This window comes from Pseudomonas sp. MF09150 (assembly GCF_059862355.1).
In genome coordinates this window covers 186,602-201,264 of sequence record NZ_JCBCUS010000008.1, presented here as the reverse complement: position 1 = coordinate 201,264, position 14,663 = coordinate 186,602, and the positions used below count along the sequence as shown (strand labels likewise).

The following is a 14,663-nucleotide window of genomic DNA, read 5'->3' as shown; positions in this document are numbered from 1 at the left end:
ATCCGGCCGCGCACTTGTACGTTCAAGGATCCTATGAGCAAGCCCACTGTCGACCCTACCTCGAATTCCAAGACTGGACCGGCCGTACCGGTCAACTTCCTGCGCCCGATCATCCAGGCGGACCTGGACTCGGGTAAGCACACGCAGATCGTGACCCGCTTCCCGCCTGAGCCCAACGGTTACCTGCACATCGGTCACGCCAAGTCGATCTGTGTGAACTTCGGCCTGGCCCAGGAATTCGGCGGCGTGACTCACCTGCGCTTCGACGACACCAACCCGGCCAAGGAAGACCAGGAATACATCGACGCCATTGAAAGCGACATCAAGTGGCTGGGTTTCCAATGGTCCGGTGAAGTGCGCTATGCCTCGAAGTACTTCGACCAGTTGTTCGACTGGGCGGTGGAGCTGATCAAGGCCGGCAAGGCTTATGTCGACGACCTGAGCCCGGATCAAGCCAAGGAATACCGTGGCAGCCTGACCGAGCCGGGCAAGAACAGCCCGTTCCGCGAGCGCAGCGTCGAAGAAAACCTCGACTGGTTCAACCGCATGCGCGCCGGCGAGTTCCCGGACGGTGCACGGGTGCTGCGGGCCAAGATCGACATGGCCTCGCCGAACATGAACCTGCGCGACCCGATCATGTACCGCATCCGCCACGCCCATCACCACCAGACCGGTGACAAGTGGTGCATCTACCCCAACTACGACTTCACCCACGGTCAGTCGGACGCCATCGAAGGCATCACCCACTCGATCTGCACCCTGGAGTTCGAAAGCCATCGTCCGCTGTACGAGTGGTTCCTGGAGAACCTGCCGGTGCCGGCCAACCCGCGCCAGTACGAGTTCAGCCGCCTGAACCTGAACTACACCATCACCAGCAAGCGCAAGCTCAAGCAACTGGTGGACGAGAAGCACGTCCATGGTTGGGACGACCCGCGCATGTCGACCCTGTCGGGCTTCCGTCGCCGCGGTTATACCCCGGCGTCGATTCGCAATTTCTGCGAGATGGTCGGCACCAACCGCTCCGACGGTGTGGTCGATTACGGCATGCTCGAGTTCAGCATCCGTCAGGACCTCGACGCCAACGCCCCGCGCGCCATGTGCGTACTGCGTCCGTTGAAAGTCGTGATCACCAACTACCCGGAAGGCCAGGTCGAAGACCTCGAACTGCCGCGTCACCCACAGAAAGAAGAGCTGGGCGTGCGCAAGCTGCCGTTTGCGCGTGAGATCTACATCGACCGTGACGACTTCATGGAAGAGCCGCCAAAAGGCTACAAGCGCCTGGAGCCCAACGGCGAAGTGCGCCTGCGCGGCAGCTACGTGATCCGTGCCGATGAAGCGATCAAGGACGCCGAGGGCAACATCGTCGAACTGCGCTGCTCCTACGATCCTGAAACCCTGGGCAAGAACCCTGAAGGCCGCAAGGTCAAGGGCGTGGTGCACTGGGTGCCGGCGGCCGCCAGCGTCGAGTGCGAAGTGCGCCTGTACGATCGCCTGTTCCGTTCTCCGAACCCGGAGAAGGCCGAGGACAGCGCCAGTTTCCTGGACAACATCAACCCTGACTCCCTGCAAGTGCTCACTGGTTGTCGTGCCGAACCCTCGCTGGGCAACGCACAGCCGGAAGACCGTTTCCAGTTCGAGCGCGAAGGTTACTTCTGCGCGGATATCAAGGACTCGAAACCTGGTCAGCCGGTATTCAACCGTACCGTGACCCTGCGCGACTCCTGGGGCCAGTGATTCAGTCAAGGAATTAAAGTGCTAACGATCTACAACACGCTCACCAAGAGCAAAGAAGTCTTCAAGCCGCTGGATGGCAACAAAGTGCGCATGTACGTGTGCGGCATGACCGTGTACGACTACTGCCACATCGGCCATGGCCGCAGCATGGTTGCCTTTGACCTGGTGACCCGCTGGTTGCGTTTCAGCGGTTATGACCTGACCTATGTGCGCAACATCACCGACATCGAAGACAAGATCATCAATCGCGCGCGGGAGAACGGCGAGCCGTTCGACGCGCTGACCGAGCGCATGATCACTGCGATGCACGAGGACGAGGCGCGCCTCAATATCCTCAAGCCGGACCTGGAGCCCCGTGCCACGGATCACATTCCGGGCATGCTGAGCATGATCCAGACCCTGATCGACAAGGGCTACGCCTACGCCCCGGGCAATGGCGACGTGTACTACCGCGTCGCCAAGTTTATGGGCTACGGCAAGCTGTCGCGCAAGAAGATCGAAGACCTGCGCATCGGCGCGCGGATCGAAGTCGACGAGTCGAAACAGGACCCGCTGGACTTCGTGTTGTGGAAAGGCACCAAGCCGGGCGAGCCAAGCTGGCCATCGCCGTGGGGCGACGGCCGTCCGGGCTGGCACATCGAATGCTCGGTGATGTCGACCTGCTGCCTGGGCGAGACCTTCGACATTCATGGCGGCGGCAGCGATCTTGAGTTCCCGCACCATGAAAACGAAATCGCCCAGAGCGAAGCGGCCACCGGCAAGACCTACGCCAACGCGTGGATGCATTGCGGGATGATTCGCATCAATGGCGAGAAGATGTCCAAATCCTTGAACAACTTCTTCACCATTCGCGACGTGCTGGCCAAGTACCACCCGGAAGTCGTGCGTTACCTGCTGGTGTCGAGCCATTACCGCAGCGCGATCAACTACTCGGAAGACAACCTCAAGGACGCCAAAGGTGCCCTGGAGCGTTTCTACCACGCGCTCAAAGGCCTGCCGAAAGTGGCCCCGGCCGGTGGCGAAGCCTTTGTCGAACGCTTCACCCAGGTGATGAACGACGACTTCGGTACCCCCGAAGCCTGCGCCGTGCTGTTCGAGATGGTGCGTGAGATCAACCGTCTGCGTGAGAGCGATCTCAATGCCGCGGCGGGTCTGGCGGCGCGTTTGCAAGAGCTGGCCAGTGTGCTCGGTGTGCTGCAACTGGAAGCCGATGACTTCCTGCAGGCCGGTGCCGAAGGTCGGGTCGATGCGGCTGAGGTTGAAGCGCTGATCCAGGCTCGCCTGCAGGCCCGTGCCGACAAGAACTGGGCGGAATCCGACCGTATCCGCGACCAGATCACCGCCATGGGCGTGGTGCTGGAAGACGGCAAGGGCGGGACCACCTGGCGTCTGGCTGACTGATTGCAGTAACGGCTACAAACAAAACCCGCCTGGTGCGGGTTTTTGTTTGCCTGCGGTCTTGCCATCGCCGCGCTCAGCCCTGTAGCTGGCGCAGCCGCTTGTAGAGGGTGTTGCGGCTTACCCCCAGGCGCCGGGCCAGGTGGGAGATGTTACCGCCCACGGCCTGGAGCATCTGGTTTAAGTCTTCGGCGTCATGCCCATCCACCGTCGGCGTCTCGACCGCTTCCATCTCCAGGTCGACAAAGAAGTCATCCGGCAAATGCTCCGGCCGCACCGGTTGTTCCTCGGCCATGGCCAGGGCCACCTGCATCACGCTGCTGACCTGGCGCAAGTTGCCGGGCCAGGGGTGGCGTTGGAACAGGGCTTGTACCTCGCGGCTGAGCCCGGCCCATTGGCTGGGTTCGCGTTGCTGTTCCCAGATTTTCTGGAACAGCGCCGCTTTGTCGCTGCGTTCGCGCAGGGGCGGCAGCTCCAGGGTCAGGCCGCCGATGCGGTAATACAGGTCTTCCCTGAAGCGGCCGAGCTGTACCTGCTCGCGCAGGGAGCGGTTGGTGGCGGAGATGATCCGGATATCCACCGCGAACAGCTCGCTGCTGCCCACCGGCTGCACGCAGCGCTCCTGTAGCACCCGCAGCAGGCGCGCCTGGGTTGGCAGCGGCATATCGCCGATCTCATCGAGAAACAGCGTGCCTCTGTCGGCCTTGCGAATCAGCCCGATGCTGCCTTTGAGGCTGGCCCCGGTGAACGCACCTTTTTCATAGCCGAACAGTTCGGACTCCACCAGTTCGGCGGGGATCGCCGCGCAGTTCACCGCAATCAATGCCTGTTTGCTGCGTGAGCTGGCCTGGTGCAGGGCTTTGACGAACACTTCCTTGCCGACCCCGGTTTCACCGTGGATCAGCAGCGGGATGTCTTTTTCCAGCAGGCGCTCGGCCTGGCGCACGGCTTTTTCAACCCGGCTGTCGCCGAAGTGCAGGGCGTTGAGGCTGAGGGCCGACGTCGGGGCAGGGGTGGGGGCGGCGCTGGGTTGGGCAAATACCCGGGCCTGGACCGGCCTGTGCTGGGGCCGTTTGAGCAGGCAATGGAAGCGATTGCGCCCGGCGGCTTGCAGGGCGAAGGGCTGGCCTTCGGGCTGGTTGAGCAGTTCCAGCAACGACACCTGGAACAGGCTGTCGATGGCCACACGCGACAGGCTGATCCCCAGCAGGTTGTCGGCGCGCCGGTTGGCCGAGAGTACCTGGCCGCTGTCGTCGAAGATCAGCAGCCCGGCCCATTGGCTGTCGAGGTTGTTCAGCCCGGTGTTGAAGGTCAGCTGGAAGTGCCGGCCGTGGAACAGATTGAGGATCAGCCGGTTCTCCACCGTCTGGCTCATCATCTTGACCATGCCCAGGGTGTGGGAGGGCGGCAGGTAGCTGTCACTGGACACGTCCAGCACCGCGATCACCCGGCGCTCGGTGTCGAAGATCGGTGCGGCGGAGCCGGTCATGAAGCGGTTGGCCTTGAGGAAATGCTCGTCGTGCTCGATGTGCACCGCCTGCTCGCAGGCCAGGGCAGTGCCAATGGCGTTGGTGCCGGTGCGGTCTTCCCGCCAACTGACGCCGGTATTGAAGCCGTGGGCCAGGCGCGGCTCGATAAAGCGCTGGGTGCCCCAGGAGGTGAGGACCTGGCCCTGATTGTCGGCGAGCATGATCAGGCAATTGGAGTTGCTGAGGATATTCTCGTAATAGGGCAGCACTTCCTGGTGCGTGGTCTGCACCAGGGAATGCTGGCTTTCGAGCAGTTGCGCGATGCGCTCGGCGGGCAGTTGATCGAACACTGGGGGGCTTTGGTGATCGAGGCCGAACGCGCGGCAGCGCCGCCAGGAGTCCTTGATGATGGTGTCATGGGGCAACAGCGGGGCAGGAGCGCTCATGGCCGTGGGTCTCTTATTATTTTTCTTATTGAAGACAGCGTGTCGGGCTTGCTGGCGCCGCAGGCGGTGGCCGCAGCACAAGCCTTGGGTTGCAGAAAGCGTCTATCCAGTGTTGTTCACAATTGTTCATTGTCAACCGCGCAGCTGTTCAAGTGTTCAGCCAGAGCTGTTCATTTCTGTTCAGCAGTGAAAACGCGGCGGGCCCCTATTTGCGCAAAGCCCAGCCTTATCAATGGCTTGCTGCAACCCCAGGTGATTGGCACGAAACTCGCTCTGCTGTCCCGGTCGCTTGACTCCAATAATAAAAAGGCCGAGCCATGTCACTCACACTGGAGCACGTCAGCCGTGTCGTCGAAGGCCAGACCTGGATCGATGACGCCAGCCTCAGCTTCCAACCTGGATCCTTCAATGTCCTGCTCGGCCGCACGCTGTCCGGCAAGACCAGCCTGATGCGGCTGATGGCCGGCCTGGACAAGCCTGACAGCGGCCGCATCCTGATGAACGGGGTCGACGTGACCCAGCGCCCGGTGCGCCTGCGCAATGTGTCGATGGTCTATCAGCAGTTCATCAACTACCCGACCATGACCGTGTTCGAGAACATCGCCTCGCCGCTGCGCCAGGCCGGGGTCTCGGCCGAACAGATTCGCAGCAAGGTGCTGGAGACCGCGCAGATGCTGCGCATCGAGAAGTTCCTGCAGCGCTACCCCCTGGAATTGTCGGGCGGCCAGCAGCAGCGCACGGCCATGGCCAGGGCGCTGGTCAAGGATGCTGACCTGATCCTGTTCGACGAACCCCTGGTCAACCTCGACTACAAGCTGCGCGAAGAATTGCGCCAGGAAATGCGCGAGTTGTTCAAGGCGCGCCATACCATTGCCATCTACGCCACCACCGAGCCCAACGAAGCGCTGGCCCTGGGCGGCACCACCACCATCCTCCACGAGGGCCGAGTGGTGCAGAGCGGCCAGACCGCCGAGGTTTACCATCAGCCGCAGACGGTGCTGGCCGCCGAGCTGTTCTCCGAGCCGCCGATCAACCTGATGCCTGGGCGCATCACCGGCAATGAAGTGAGTTTCGCCAACTTTGTGCATTTCCCGCTGAACGTCGATTTGCGCCCGGTGGGCGAGGGCGAGTTCCGTTTCGGCGTGCGCCCCAGCCATATCTCCCTGGTGCCGAGCAATGACGATGACCTGGAGTTGGCGGTGACCGTCGAGGTGGCGGAAATCAGCGGCTCCGAGACCTTCCTCCATGTGCGCAACGAGCATTTCCTGCTGGTGCTGCATTTGCCCGGGGTGCACGAGTACGACGTCGATGCGCCGATCCGTATTTACATCCCGACCCACAAGCTGTTTGTGTTCGATGCCCAGGGCCGTCTGGTCCAGGCTCCCAGTCGTCGTGTCGCGAGGGTTGCCTGATGGCCGAGATCCGCTTGCACAACCTCGCCCACAGCTACAGCCGGACCCCGGCCGGGCCTGAAGACTACGCGATCCGCGAGATGAACCATGTCTGGGAGCAGGGCGGGGCCTATGCCTTGCTTGGGCCGTCCGGCTGCGGCAAGTCGACCTTGCTCAATATTATTTCCGGGTTGCTCAGCCCGTCCGAGGGCCAGGTGCTGTTCGATGCCAAGGTGGTCAATCAGCTGACCCCGGAAAAACGCAACATCGCCCAGGTTTTCCAGTTTCCGGTGGTCTACGACACCATGACGGTGTTCGACAACCTGGCCTTCCCCCTGCGTAACCAGGGCATGGCCGAGGCCAGGATCCACAGCAAGGTCCAGGAGATCGCCGAAGTCCTGGATCTGCAGGCCCTGCTGGATAAAAAGGCGCGCAACCTCACTGCCGACGAGAAGCAGAAGGTCTCCATGGGCCGTGGCCTGGTGCGCGATGACGTATCGGCGATCCTGTTCGATGAGCCGCTGACGGTGATCGACCCGCACTTGAAGTGGAAACTGCGGCGCAAGCTCAAGCAGATCCACGAGCAATTCAACATCACCATGGTCTACGTGACCCACGACCAACTTGAAGCCTCGACCTTCGCCGACAAGATCGCCGTGATGTACGGCGGGCAGATCGTGCAATTCGGCACGCCCCGGGAGTTGTTCGAGCGGCCCAGCCATACGTTTGTCGGTTACTTCATTGGCAGCCCCGGGATGAACCTGATCCAGGTCCAGCCGCAACCTGGGGGCGTCGGTTTCGCCAGCACTCACCTGGCGCTGTCCGAGGCCCAGCAGCAACGCATCGCCGAGTCGCAATGGACCACCCTCAAGATCGGCATCCGCCCGGAATTCGTCCATGTGTGGGATGAGCCGTTTGATGACGCGTTGCAGGCCGCTGTCGTACATGTCGAAGACCTCGGCACCTACAAGATCATGACCCTCAAGCTCGATGGCCAGCCGCTCAAGGTGCGCCTGGCCGAAGACAAGCCCGTGCCTCAGGGCACTGCGTACATCAGTTTTCCGGCGCAGTGGCTGATGGTCTATGCCGACGATTACCTGTTGGAGGTGCTGCCATGAACAAGGTGCAGAACAACAAGGCCTGGTGGCTGGTGCTGCCGGTGTTCCTGCTGGTGGCCTTCAGTGCAGTGATCCCGATGATGACCGTAGTCAACTATTCGGTGCAGGACATCTTCGATCAGTCGAGCCGTTATTTTGTCGGTGCCGATTGGTACCGCCAGGTGCTGCTCGACCCGCGGCTGCATGACTCGCTGCTGCGCCAGTTCATCTATTCGGCCTGTGTGCTGCTGATCGAAATCCCCCTCGGTATCGGCATCGCCCTGACCATGCCGACCAAGGGCCGCTGGTCGTCGCTGGTGCTGATTATCCTGGCGATCCCGCTGCTGATCCCGTGGAACGTGGTGGGCACCATCTGGCAGATCTTTGGCCGCGCCGATATCGGCCTGCTGGGTTCGAGCCTCAATGCCATGGGCATCAGCTACAACTACGCGGCCAACACCATGGACGCCTGGGTCACGGTGCTGGTGATGGACGTCTGGCACTGGACCTCCCTGGTGGCGCTGCTGTGTTATTCGGGACTACGGGCGATCCCGGATGTGTACTACCAGGCGGCACGGATAGATCGGGCCTCGAGCTGGGCGGTATTCCGGCATATCCAGCTGCCCAAGCTCAAGAGTGTGCTGTTGATCGCGGTAATGCTGCGCTTTATGGACAGCTTCATGATCTACACCGAGCCGTTCGTGCTTACCGGCGGCGGTCCGGGGAATGCCACCACCTTCCTCAGTCAGACCCTGACCCAAATGGCCGTCGGCCAATTCGACCTTGGCCCGGCGGCGGCGTTCTCGCTGGTGTACTTCCTCATCATCCTGTTGGTGTCCTGGCTGTTCTACACCGCCATGACCCACTCCGACGCCAACCGTTGAGGCCTGGTACTCCCATGAAGAAGGTCATTCCTCTGCTGGTCTACATCCTGTTCCTGCTGGTGCCGATCTACTGGCTGCTGAACATGTCCTTCAAGAGCAACAGCGAAATCCTCGGCGGCCTGACGCTGTTTCCCCAGGATTTCACCCTGGCCAACTACAAGGTGATCTTTACCGATCCCAGCTGGTACAGCGGTTACCTCAATTCGCTGTACTACGTGAGCCTGAATACGGTGATCTCCCTCAGCGTGGCGCTGCCGGCGGCGTACGCGTTTTCCCGCTATCGGTTCCTTGGCGACAAGCATCTGTTCTTCTGGCTGCTGACCAACCGCATGGCACCGCCGGCGGTGTTCCTGCTGCCGTTTTTCCAGCTCTATTCCTCCATCGGCTTGTTCGACACCCATATTGCGGTGGCGCTGGCCCACTGCCTGTTCAACGTGCCGTTGGCGGTGTGGATCCTCGAGGGATTCATGTCAGGGGTGCCCAAGGAAATCGACGAAACCGCCTACATCGATGGCTACGGTTTTCCCAAGTTTTTCATCAAGATCTTCATCCCGCTGATTGGCTCGGGGATCGGCGTCACGGCGTTTTTCTGCTTTATGTTTTCCTGGGTCGAGCTGTTGCTGGCGCGCACCCTGACTTCGGTGAATGCCAAGCCGATCGCTGCGGTCATGACCCGCACGGTGTCGGCTTCAGGCATCGACTGGGGGGTGCTGGCGGCGGCCGGGGTACTGACCATCCTGCCGGGCATGCTGGTGATCTGGTTTGTTCGCAACCACGTGGCCAAGGGCTTTGCCCTGGGCCGGGTCTGAGGAACTGATGATGGAATGGATGGCCTGGACCACGCCCACGGCGGCGTTCTTTGTCGCGATCGCCTTGATCCTGACCGGCATGACCACCTGGGAGTTGCGCTCGCCCAGCATCCCGCGACGGGGCTTGTTACCGATTGCCACCACCCGTGGCGATCGGCTGTTTATCGGTCTTCTCGGCAGTGCCTACCTGCACCTGATGGTGATTGGCCTGACCGACTGGAGCATTTGGGTGGCGTCCGCGCTGTCCCTGGTGTGGCTGTTGGCTGTGATGCGTTGGGGTTAGCTGTGTGGTGTTCGGCGACCCTGCTCCGAAATTTAACCAGGAGGTCTCTATGTTCGACAAAAACAATAAGCTGCGACATAGCGTTTCATTGGCAGCCATGCTGGCTCTCAGCGGGTTGAGCGCTACGGCCTGGGCCGACGCCTATGAAGACGCGGCGAAGAAATGGATAGGCAGCGAATTCAAGCCGTCCACCTTGAGCGAAGCCCAGCAGCTGGAAGAGCTGAAGTGGTTCATCAAGGCCGCCGAGCCGTTTCGTGGCATGAAAATCAACGTGGTCTCGGAAACCCTGACCACCCACGAGTACGAGTCCAAGGTGCTGGCCAAGGCCTTCAGCGAAATCACCGGGATCAAGTTGACCCACGACTTGCTGCAAGAAGGCGATGTGGTGGAAAAACTCCAGACCCAGATGCAGTCCGACAAAAATATCTACGATGGCTGGGTTAACGATTCGGACCTGATCGGCACGCACTTTCGCTATGGCAAGACCGAATCCATCACCGACCTGATGGCCAATGAAGGCAAGAACTTCACCTCGCCGACCCTGGATATCAAGGATTTTATCGGCATCTCCTTTACCACCGCGCCAGACGGCAAAATCTACCAACTGCCGGACCAGCAGTTCGCCAACCTCTACTGGTTCCGCGCCGACTGGTTCGAGCGCGCCGACCTGAAAGCCAAGTTCAAGGAGAAATACGGCTACGAGCTGGGGGTGCCGGTCAACTGGTCGGCTTATGAAGACATCGCCAAGTTCTTCACCGAGGACGTCAAGGAGATCGACGGCAAGCGGGTTTACGGCCACATGGACTACGGCAAGAAGGACCCATCCCTGGGCTGGCGCTTCACCGATGCCTGGTTCTCCATGGCCGGTGGCGGCGACAAGGGCCTGCCCAACGGCTTGCCGGTGGACGAGTGGGGGATTCGCGTCGAGGACTGCCACCCGGTGGGTTCCAGCGTGACCCGTGGCGGCGACACCAACGGCCCGGCGGCGGTGTTTGCCACGCAGAAGTACGTCGACTGGCTCAAGGCCTATGCACCACCGGAAGCGGCCGGCATGACGTTCTCCGAATCCGGGCCGGTGCCGTCCCAGGGCAATATCGCCCAGCAGATCTTCTGGTACACCGCCTTCACCGCCGACATGACCAAGCCGGGTCTGGCGGTGATGAACGCCGACGGCACGCCGAAATGGCGCATGGCACCTTCACCGCGCGGGCCTTACTGGGAGGAGGGCATGAAGCTGGGTTATCAGGACGTGGGCTCCTGGACCTTCATGAAGTCCACCCCCGAGAAACAGAAACTCGCGGCCTGGCTCTATGCACAGTTCGTGACCTCGAAAACCGTGTCGCTGAAGAAAACCATCGTCGGCCTGACGCCGATCCGCGAATCGGACATCAACTCGCAAGCCATGACCGACCTGGCGCCGAAGCTCGGTGGCCTGGTGGAGTTCTATCGCAGCCCGGCCCGGGTGCAATGGACCCCGACCGGGACCAACGTGCCGGACTACCCTCGCCTGGCGCAGTTGTGGTGGAGCCATATTTCGGAAGCCGCCAGCGGCGAGAAAACCCCGCAACAAGCCCTCGATGGCCTGGCCAAGGACCAGGACGCGATCATGACCCGGCTTGAACGCTCGAAAGTCCAGCCGGTGTGCGGGCCGAAAATGAACCCTGAGCGCGACGCGCAATACTGGTTCGATCAACCTGGCGCGCCAAAACCGAAACTGGCCAACGAAAAGCCCAAGGGCGAGACCGTGAGCTACAACGAGCTGATCAAGTCGTGGGAGGCGGCGCGCAAGTAACAGCTACCGATTGCGACAGGGGCGGCACCTTCGGGTGCCGTTTTTCTGTGTGGCGTTTGCCTGTCGTGCCCCATGGCTTGGCACTGCCTGGCTCGCCTTTGCTGCCTAGACGTTCATCAGCCGGGGCGTCGAGGCCTTCCAGCCGTTCGGAGAATCTTTGCCGTTTCATCAACCACCCCCACTCGGTTTATTAGCCTGTGGCTCAACCTACTGCCTGGGCCTGATATGGGCTGTCAGGCAGGTTGGCAAAGGTTGAAGGGCTTTTCTGTAAATGCCGGGTAAGAAGGGCAGGGCCTCAATGCAGAACGGCGCTCGAAGGCGCCGTTCTGTTGTACTGCAGTTCGCCCTTGAGCGATCAGCCCGCGAGGCCTGCCTGCTGGACCAGGGTCAGCAGCGGTTGCGGGTAGACACCGAGGAAGAACGCCAGGAGGGCGATGGCCAGCAGCATCACGCCGCCTGCCTTTTGCTCCCAGTGCAATTGCGCATCGTGGCGACGCAGGTTCGGCTCGATCAGGTACAGGGTGACCATCACGCGCAGGTAGTAGAAGACGCCGATGGCGCTGCCCAGTACCAGGGAACCCACCAGCCACCACTGGTGCGACTCGACACCGGTGGCAATGATGTAGAACTTGCCGATAAAGCCTGCGGTGAGCGGGATACCGGCCAGGGACAGCATCATCACGGTCAGTACGGCGGTCAGGTACGGACGGCGCCAGAACAGGCCGCGGTATTCGTACAGGGCGTCTGCGTCGCGGCCTTTGTAAGGCGAGGACATCAGGGTGATCACGCCGAATGCACCGAGGCTGGTGATGACGTAGGTGACCAGGTACACGCCGATGGCTTCCAGGGCCAGGCCCTTGCTCGCCACCAGGGCGATCAGCAGGTAACCGAAGTGGGCGATGGACGAGTAACCCAGCAGACGCTTGAGGTTGCTCTGGGTCAGTGCCAGCAGGTTACCGAACAGGATCGACGCCACGGCGATCACGCTGAGCACGGTGCTCAGCACGCCGCTGCTGGCCGCTGGCGAGATCTGGAACAGACGCACCATCACTGCGAACACCGCCACCTTGGAAGCGGTGGCCAGGAACGCCGCCACCGGTGCCGGAGCACCTTCGTAGACGTCCGGGGTCCAGAGGTGGAACGGCACCAGCGACAGTTTGAACGCCAGGCCGATCAGCATCATGCCCAGGCCCAACTGAGCCAGGGAACTTGGCAGGCCGGTGGCCGCGATGGCCTGGCCGATCCCGACGAAGCTCAGGCTGCCGGCATCGGCGTAGAGCATGGCCATGCCGAACAGCAGGAACGCGGAACCGGCGGCCGACAGCACCATGTACTTGATGCCGGCTTCCAGGGAACGCTTGTTGAAGAAGGCATAGGCCACCAGGCCGTAGACCGGTACCGACAGCAGTTCCAGGCCAATGAACAAGCCAGCCAGGTGCTGCGCGCTGACCAGGACCAGGCCACCGGCGGCGGCCATCAGGATCAGCAGGTACAGCTCTTCACGGTTGCCCGGGTAACCGGTACCGCCATCGCCGAGGTAGGCGTGAGCGAGGGTGACACAGGCCAGGGTGGCGACCAGGATCAACGCCATGTACAGGCAGGCGAACGAGTCGATCTGCAGCAGTGGGGTCACGGCCAGTGGCGCGACTTTCAAGGCTGGGAGGATCGACAGCAAGGCCAGGTTCAGACCGGCCACGGAGATCAGGAAGGTCTGCGAGTGGTTGCGGCGCCATGCGATCGCCAGCATCACCACGATGATCGTGGCGCTGGTGATCAACAACGGCGCTAGCGCGATAAAGTGTTGAATCGTGAATTCCATAGCGCTCTTACCGTGCCGAAGCGAGTTGAGTGAAGGCGGTACCGAGCCATTGCTGCACGCCATGCATCGTGGCGGCAGAGGTATCGAGGAACGGTTGCGGGTAGACGCCGATGTAGATCAGCAACACCGCAAGGCCGAGCACCATGATCAGTTCGCGAGCATCCATGCCATGCAGGACCGCGTCCGACTTGGACGGGCCGAAGTAGGCGCGGTGGATCATGATCAGCGAGTAGACCGAACCGAACACCAGGCCCGAGGTGGCAATCGCCGTGATCCATGGCGCGGCGACAAAGGTGCCGATCAGGATCAGGAACTCGCCGACGAAGTTGCCAGTGCCCGGCAAGCCCAGGGAAGCGGCGGCAAAGAACAGGCTGATGGCCGGCAGGTAGGCGATCTTCGACCACAGGCCACCCATTTCACGCATGTCGCGGGTGTGAGTGCGCTCGTACAACTGGCCGCTGAGGATAAACAGCGCGGCTGCCGAAACACCGTGGGCCAGCATCTGGATCACTGCGCCTTGCAGGGCGAGCTGGCTGCCGGAGTAGATCCCGATCAGCACGAAGCCCATGTGCGAAACGCTGGAGAAGGCGATCAAACGCTTGATGTCGGTCTGGGCGAAGGCCAGGAACGCACCGTAGAAAATCCCGATCAGACCCAGGCTCATGGCGATGGGAGCGAACTCGGCCGAGGCGTTCGGGAACAGCGGCAGGGCAAAACGCAGCAGACCATAGGCAGCGGTCTTCAGCAGGATGCCCGCCAGGTCCACGGAACCGGCGGTTGGCGCCTGGGCATGAGCATCAGGCAGCCAGGAGTGGAACGGCACCACTGGCAGCTTCACCGCGAAAGCGATGAAGAAGCCGAGCATCAGGATGTACTCGGTGGTCAGCGACATCTTGGTTTTCAACAGGTCGGCGTAGTTGAAGGTAATCACGCCGATGTTGTTGAAGTTGACCAGGACCAGACCGAGGATCGCCACCAACATGATCAGGCCGGAAGCCTGGGTGAAGATGAAGAACTTGGTCGCCGCATAAATACGGGTCTTTTTGCCGTCCGAAGAGCTGTGACCCCAGAGCGCGATGAGGAAGTACATCGGCACCAGCATCATTTCCCAGAAGAAGAAGAACATGAACAGGTCGAGGGCGAGGAACACGCCGACCACGCCGCCCAGGATCCACATCAGGTTCAGGTGGAAGAAACCCACGTGACGCTGAATCTCTTTCCAGGAGCAGAGTACCGAGAGGATACCCAGCAGGCCGGTCAGCAGGATCATCAGCAGCGACAGGCCGTCCAGCGCCAGGTGCACGCTGATGCCGAAGCGCTGGATCCAGATGTGCTTGAACTCAAGCGCCCAGGTCGGATCGGCGCCCGGCGCCGGTGCAAATGAATAGTCACCATGGGCCCACAGCCAGAGGCCGAGAGCGAGTTCCAGGGTCATGGTCAACAGCGCAATCCAGCGGGGGAGGGTGGCGCCGAAGCGCTCACCCATCCAGCACAGCAGGCCGCCGATGAAGGGGATCAGGATTAGCCAAGGCAGAATCATG

The 14,663-nt window shown here is 61.5% G+C and carries 11 protein-coding genes; 8 read left to right on the top strand and 3 right to left on the bottom strand.

Annotated elements, in window-relative coordinates:
• Nucleotides 1-33: 33 nt before the first annotated feature.
• Nucleotides 34-1,734, top strand: coding sequence for a glutamine--tRNA ligase/YqeY domain fusion protein (locus tag AC19YX_RS26835; protein WP_078473600.1), 1,701 nt, complete (start codon nucleotides 34-36; stop codon nucleotides 1,732-1,734).
• Nucleotides 1,735-1,752: 18 nt separating this feature from the next.
• Nucleotides 1,753-3,135: a cysteine--tRNA ligase gene (cysS, locus tag AC19YX_RS26830; protein ID WP_078473599.1), complete on the top strand. Its 1,383-nt coding sequence runs from the start codon at nucleotides 1,753-1,755 to the stop codon at nucleotides 3,133-3,135.
• Nucleotides 3,136-3,208: 73 nt separating this feature from the next.
• Here cysS and AC19YX_RS26825 read toward each other — a convergent pair whose 3' ends face one another.
• Nucleotides 3,209-5,047: a sigma-54-dependent Fis family transcriptional regulator gene (locus AC19YX_RS26825; protein WP_500607406.1), complete on the bottom strand. Its 1,839-nt coding sequence runs from the start codon at nucleotides 5,045-5,047 to the stop codon at nucleotides 3,209-3,211.
• Between the two features lie 317 nt (nucleotides 5,048-5,364).
• Here AC19YX_RS26825 and AC19YX_RS26820 point away from each other — a divergent pair, with 317 nt between their 5' ends.
• Genes AC19YX_RS26820 through AC19YX_RS26795 form a run of 6 tightly spaced genes read left to right on the top strand, consistent with a single transcriptional unit; the run spans nucleotide 5,365 to nucleotide 11,303 of the window.
• The gene (locus AC19YX_RS26820) at nucleotides 5,365-6,459 is read left to right on the top strand and encodes an ABC transporter ATP-binding protein (protein ID WP_078473597.1); all 1,095 of its coding nucleotides are present in this window, start codon (nucleotides 5,365-5,367) and stop codon (nucleotides 6,457-6,459) included.
• Complete coding sequence (locus AC19YX_RS26815; RefSeq protein ID WP_421549205.1) at nucleotides 6,459-7,556, top strand: ABC transporter ATP-binding protein; 1,098 nt, start codon at nucleotides 6,459-6,461, stop codon at nucleotides 7,554-7,556. Before AC19YX_RS26820 ends, AC19YX_RS26815 begins: the two co-directional genes overlap by 1 nt.
• Nucleotides 7,553-8,419, top strand: a complete 867-nt coding sequence (locus tag AC19YX_RS26810) for a carbohydrate ABC transporter permease (protein ID WP_020296758.1) — start codon at nucleotides 7,553-7,555, stop codon at nucleotides 8,417-8,419. The genes AC19YX_RS26815 and AC19YX_RS26810 overlap by 4 nt, the downstream gene beginning before the upstream one ends.
• 14 nt (nucleotides 8,420-8,433) lie before the next feature.
• A complete protein-coding gene (locus tag AC19YX_RS26805; RefSeq protein ID WP_020296757.1) occupies nucleotides 8,434-9,228 on the top strand; it encodes a carbohydrate ABC transporter permease in 795 nt (264 codons plus the stop codon).
• Nucleotides 9,229-9,238: 10 nt separating this feature from the next.
• Nucleotides 9,239-9,511, top strand: a complete 273-nt coding sequence (locus AC19YX_RS26800) for a DUF2160 domain-containing protein (RefSeq protein WP_020296756.1) — start codon at nucleotides 9,239-9,241, stop codon at nucleotides 9,509-9,511.
• Nucleotides 9,512-9,560: 49 nt separating this feature from the next.
• A complete protein-coding gene (locus AC19YX_RS26795; protein ID WP_020296755.1) occupies nucleotides 9,561-11,303 on the top strand; it encodes an ABC transporter substrate-binding protein in 1,743 nt (580 codons plus the stop codon).
• Between the two features lie 355 nt (nucleotides 11,304-11,658).
• On the opposite strand, the gene nuoN is transcribed toward AC19YX_RS26795, so the two are convergent.
• Both nuoN and nuoM read right to left on the bottom strand, forming a co-directional pair.
• Nucleotides 11,659-13,122 carry an NADH-quinone oxidoreductase subunit NuoN gene (nuoN, locus tag AC19YX_RS26790; RefSeq protein ID WP_201131646.1) on the bottom strand — a complete coding sequence of 488 codons (1,464 nt, stop codon included), beginning with the start codon at nucleotides 13,120-13,122 and terminating at the stop codon, nucleotides 11,659-11,661.
• Between the two features lie 7 nt (nucleotides 13,123-13,129).
• Nucleotides 13,130-14,662 (bottom strand): NADH-quinone oxidoreductase subunit M, encoded by a 1,533-nt coding sequence (gene nuoM / locus AC19YX_RS26785; RefSeq protein ID WP_500607405.1) that lies wholly within the window; start codon nucleotides 14,660-14,662, stop codon nucleotides 13,130-13,132.
• Between the last annotated feature and the right edge of the window lies 1 nt (nucleotide 14,663).

Coding starts and splice junctions, on each gene's coding strand:
- nuoM (WP_500607405.1), bottom strand. CDS start 14,662: ATGATTCTGCCTTGGCTAATCCTGATCCCCTTCATCGGCGGCCTGCTG.
- AC19YX_RS26825 (WP_500607406.1), bottom strand. CDS start 5,047: ATGAGCGCTCCTGCCCCGCTGTTGCCCCATGACACCATCATCAAGGAC.
- AC19YX_RS26805 (WP_020296757.1), top strand. CDS start 8,434: ATGAAGAAGGTCATTCCTCTGCTGGTCTACATCCTGTTCCTGCTGGTG.
- AC19YX_RS26835 (WP_078473600.1), top strand. CDS start 34: ATGAGCAAGCCCACTGTCGACCCTACCTCGAATTCCAAGACTGGACCG.
- AC19YX_RS26820 (WP_078473597.1), top strand. CDS start 5,365: ATGTCACTCACACTGGAGCACGTCAGCCGTGTCGTCGAAGGCCAGACC.
- nuoN (WP_201131646.1), bottom strand. CDS start 13,122: ATGGAATTCACGATTCAACACTTTATCGCGCTAGCGCCGTTGTTGATC.
- AC19YX_RS26795 (WP_020296755.1), top strand. CDS start 9,561: ATGTTCGACAAAAACAATAAGCTGCGACATAGCGTTTCATTGGCAGCC.
- AC19YX_RS26800 (WP_020296756.1), top strand. CDS start 9,239: ATGGAATGGATGGCCTGGACCACGCCCACGGCGGCGTTCTTTGTCGCG.
- AC19YX_RS26810 (WP_020296758.1), top strand. CDS start 7,553: ATGAACAAGGTGCAGAACAACAAGGCCTGGTGGCTGGTGCTGCCGGTG.
- AC19YX_RS26815 (WP_421549205.1), top strand. CDS start 6,459: ATGGCCGAGATCCGCTTGCACAACCTCGCCCACAGCTACAGCCGGACC.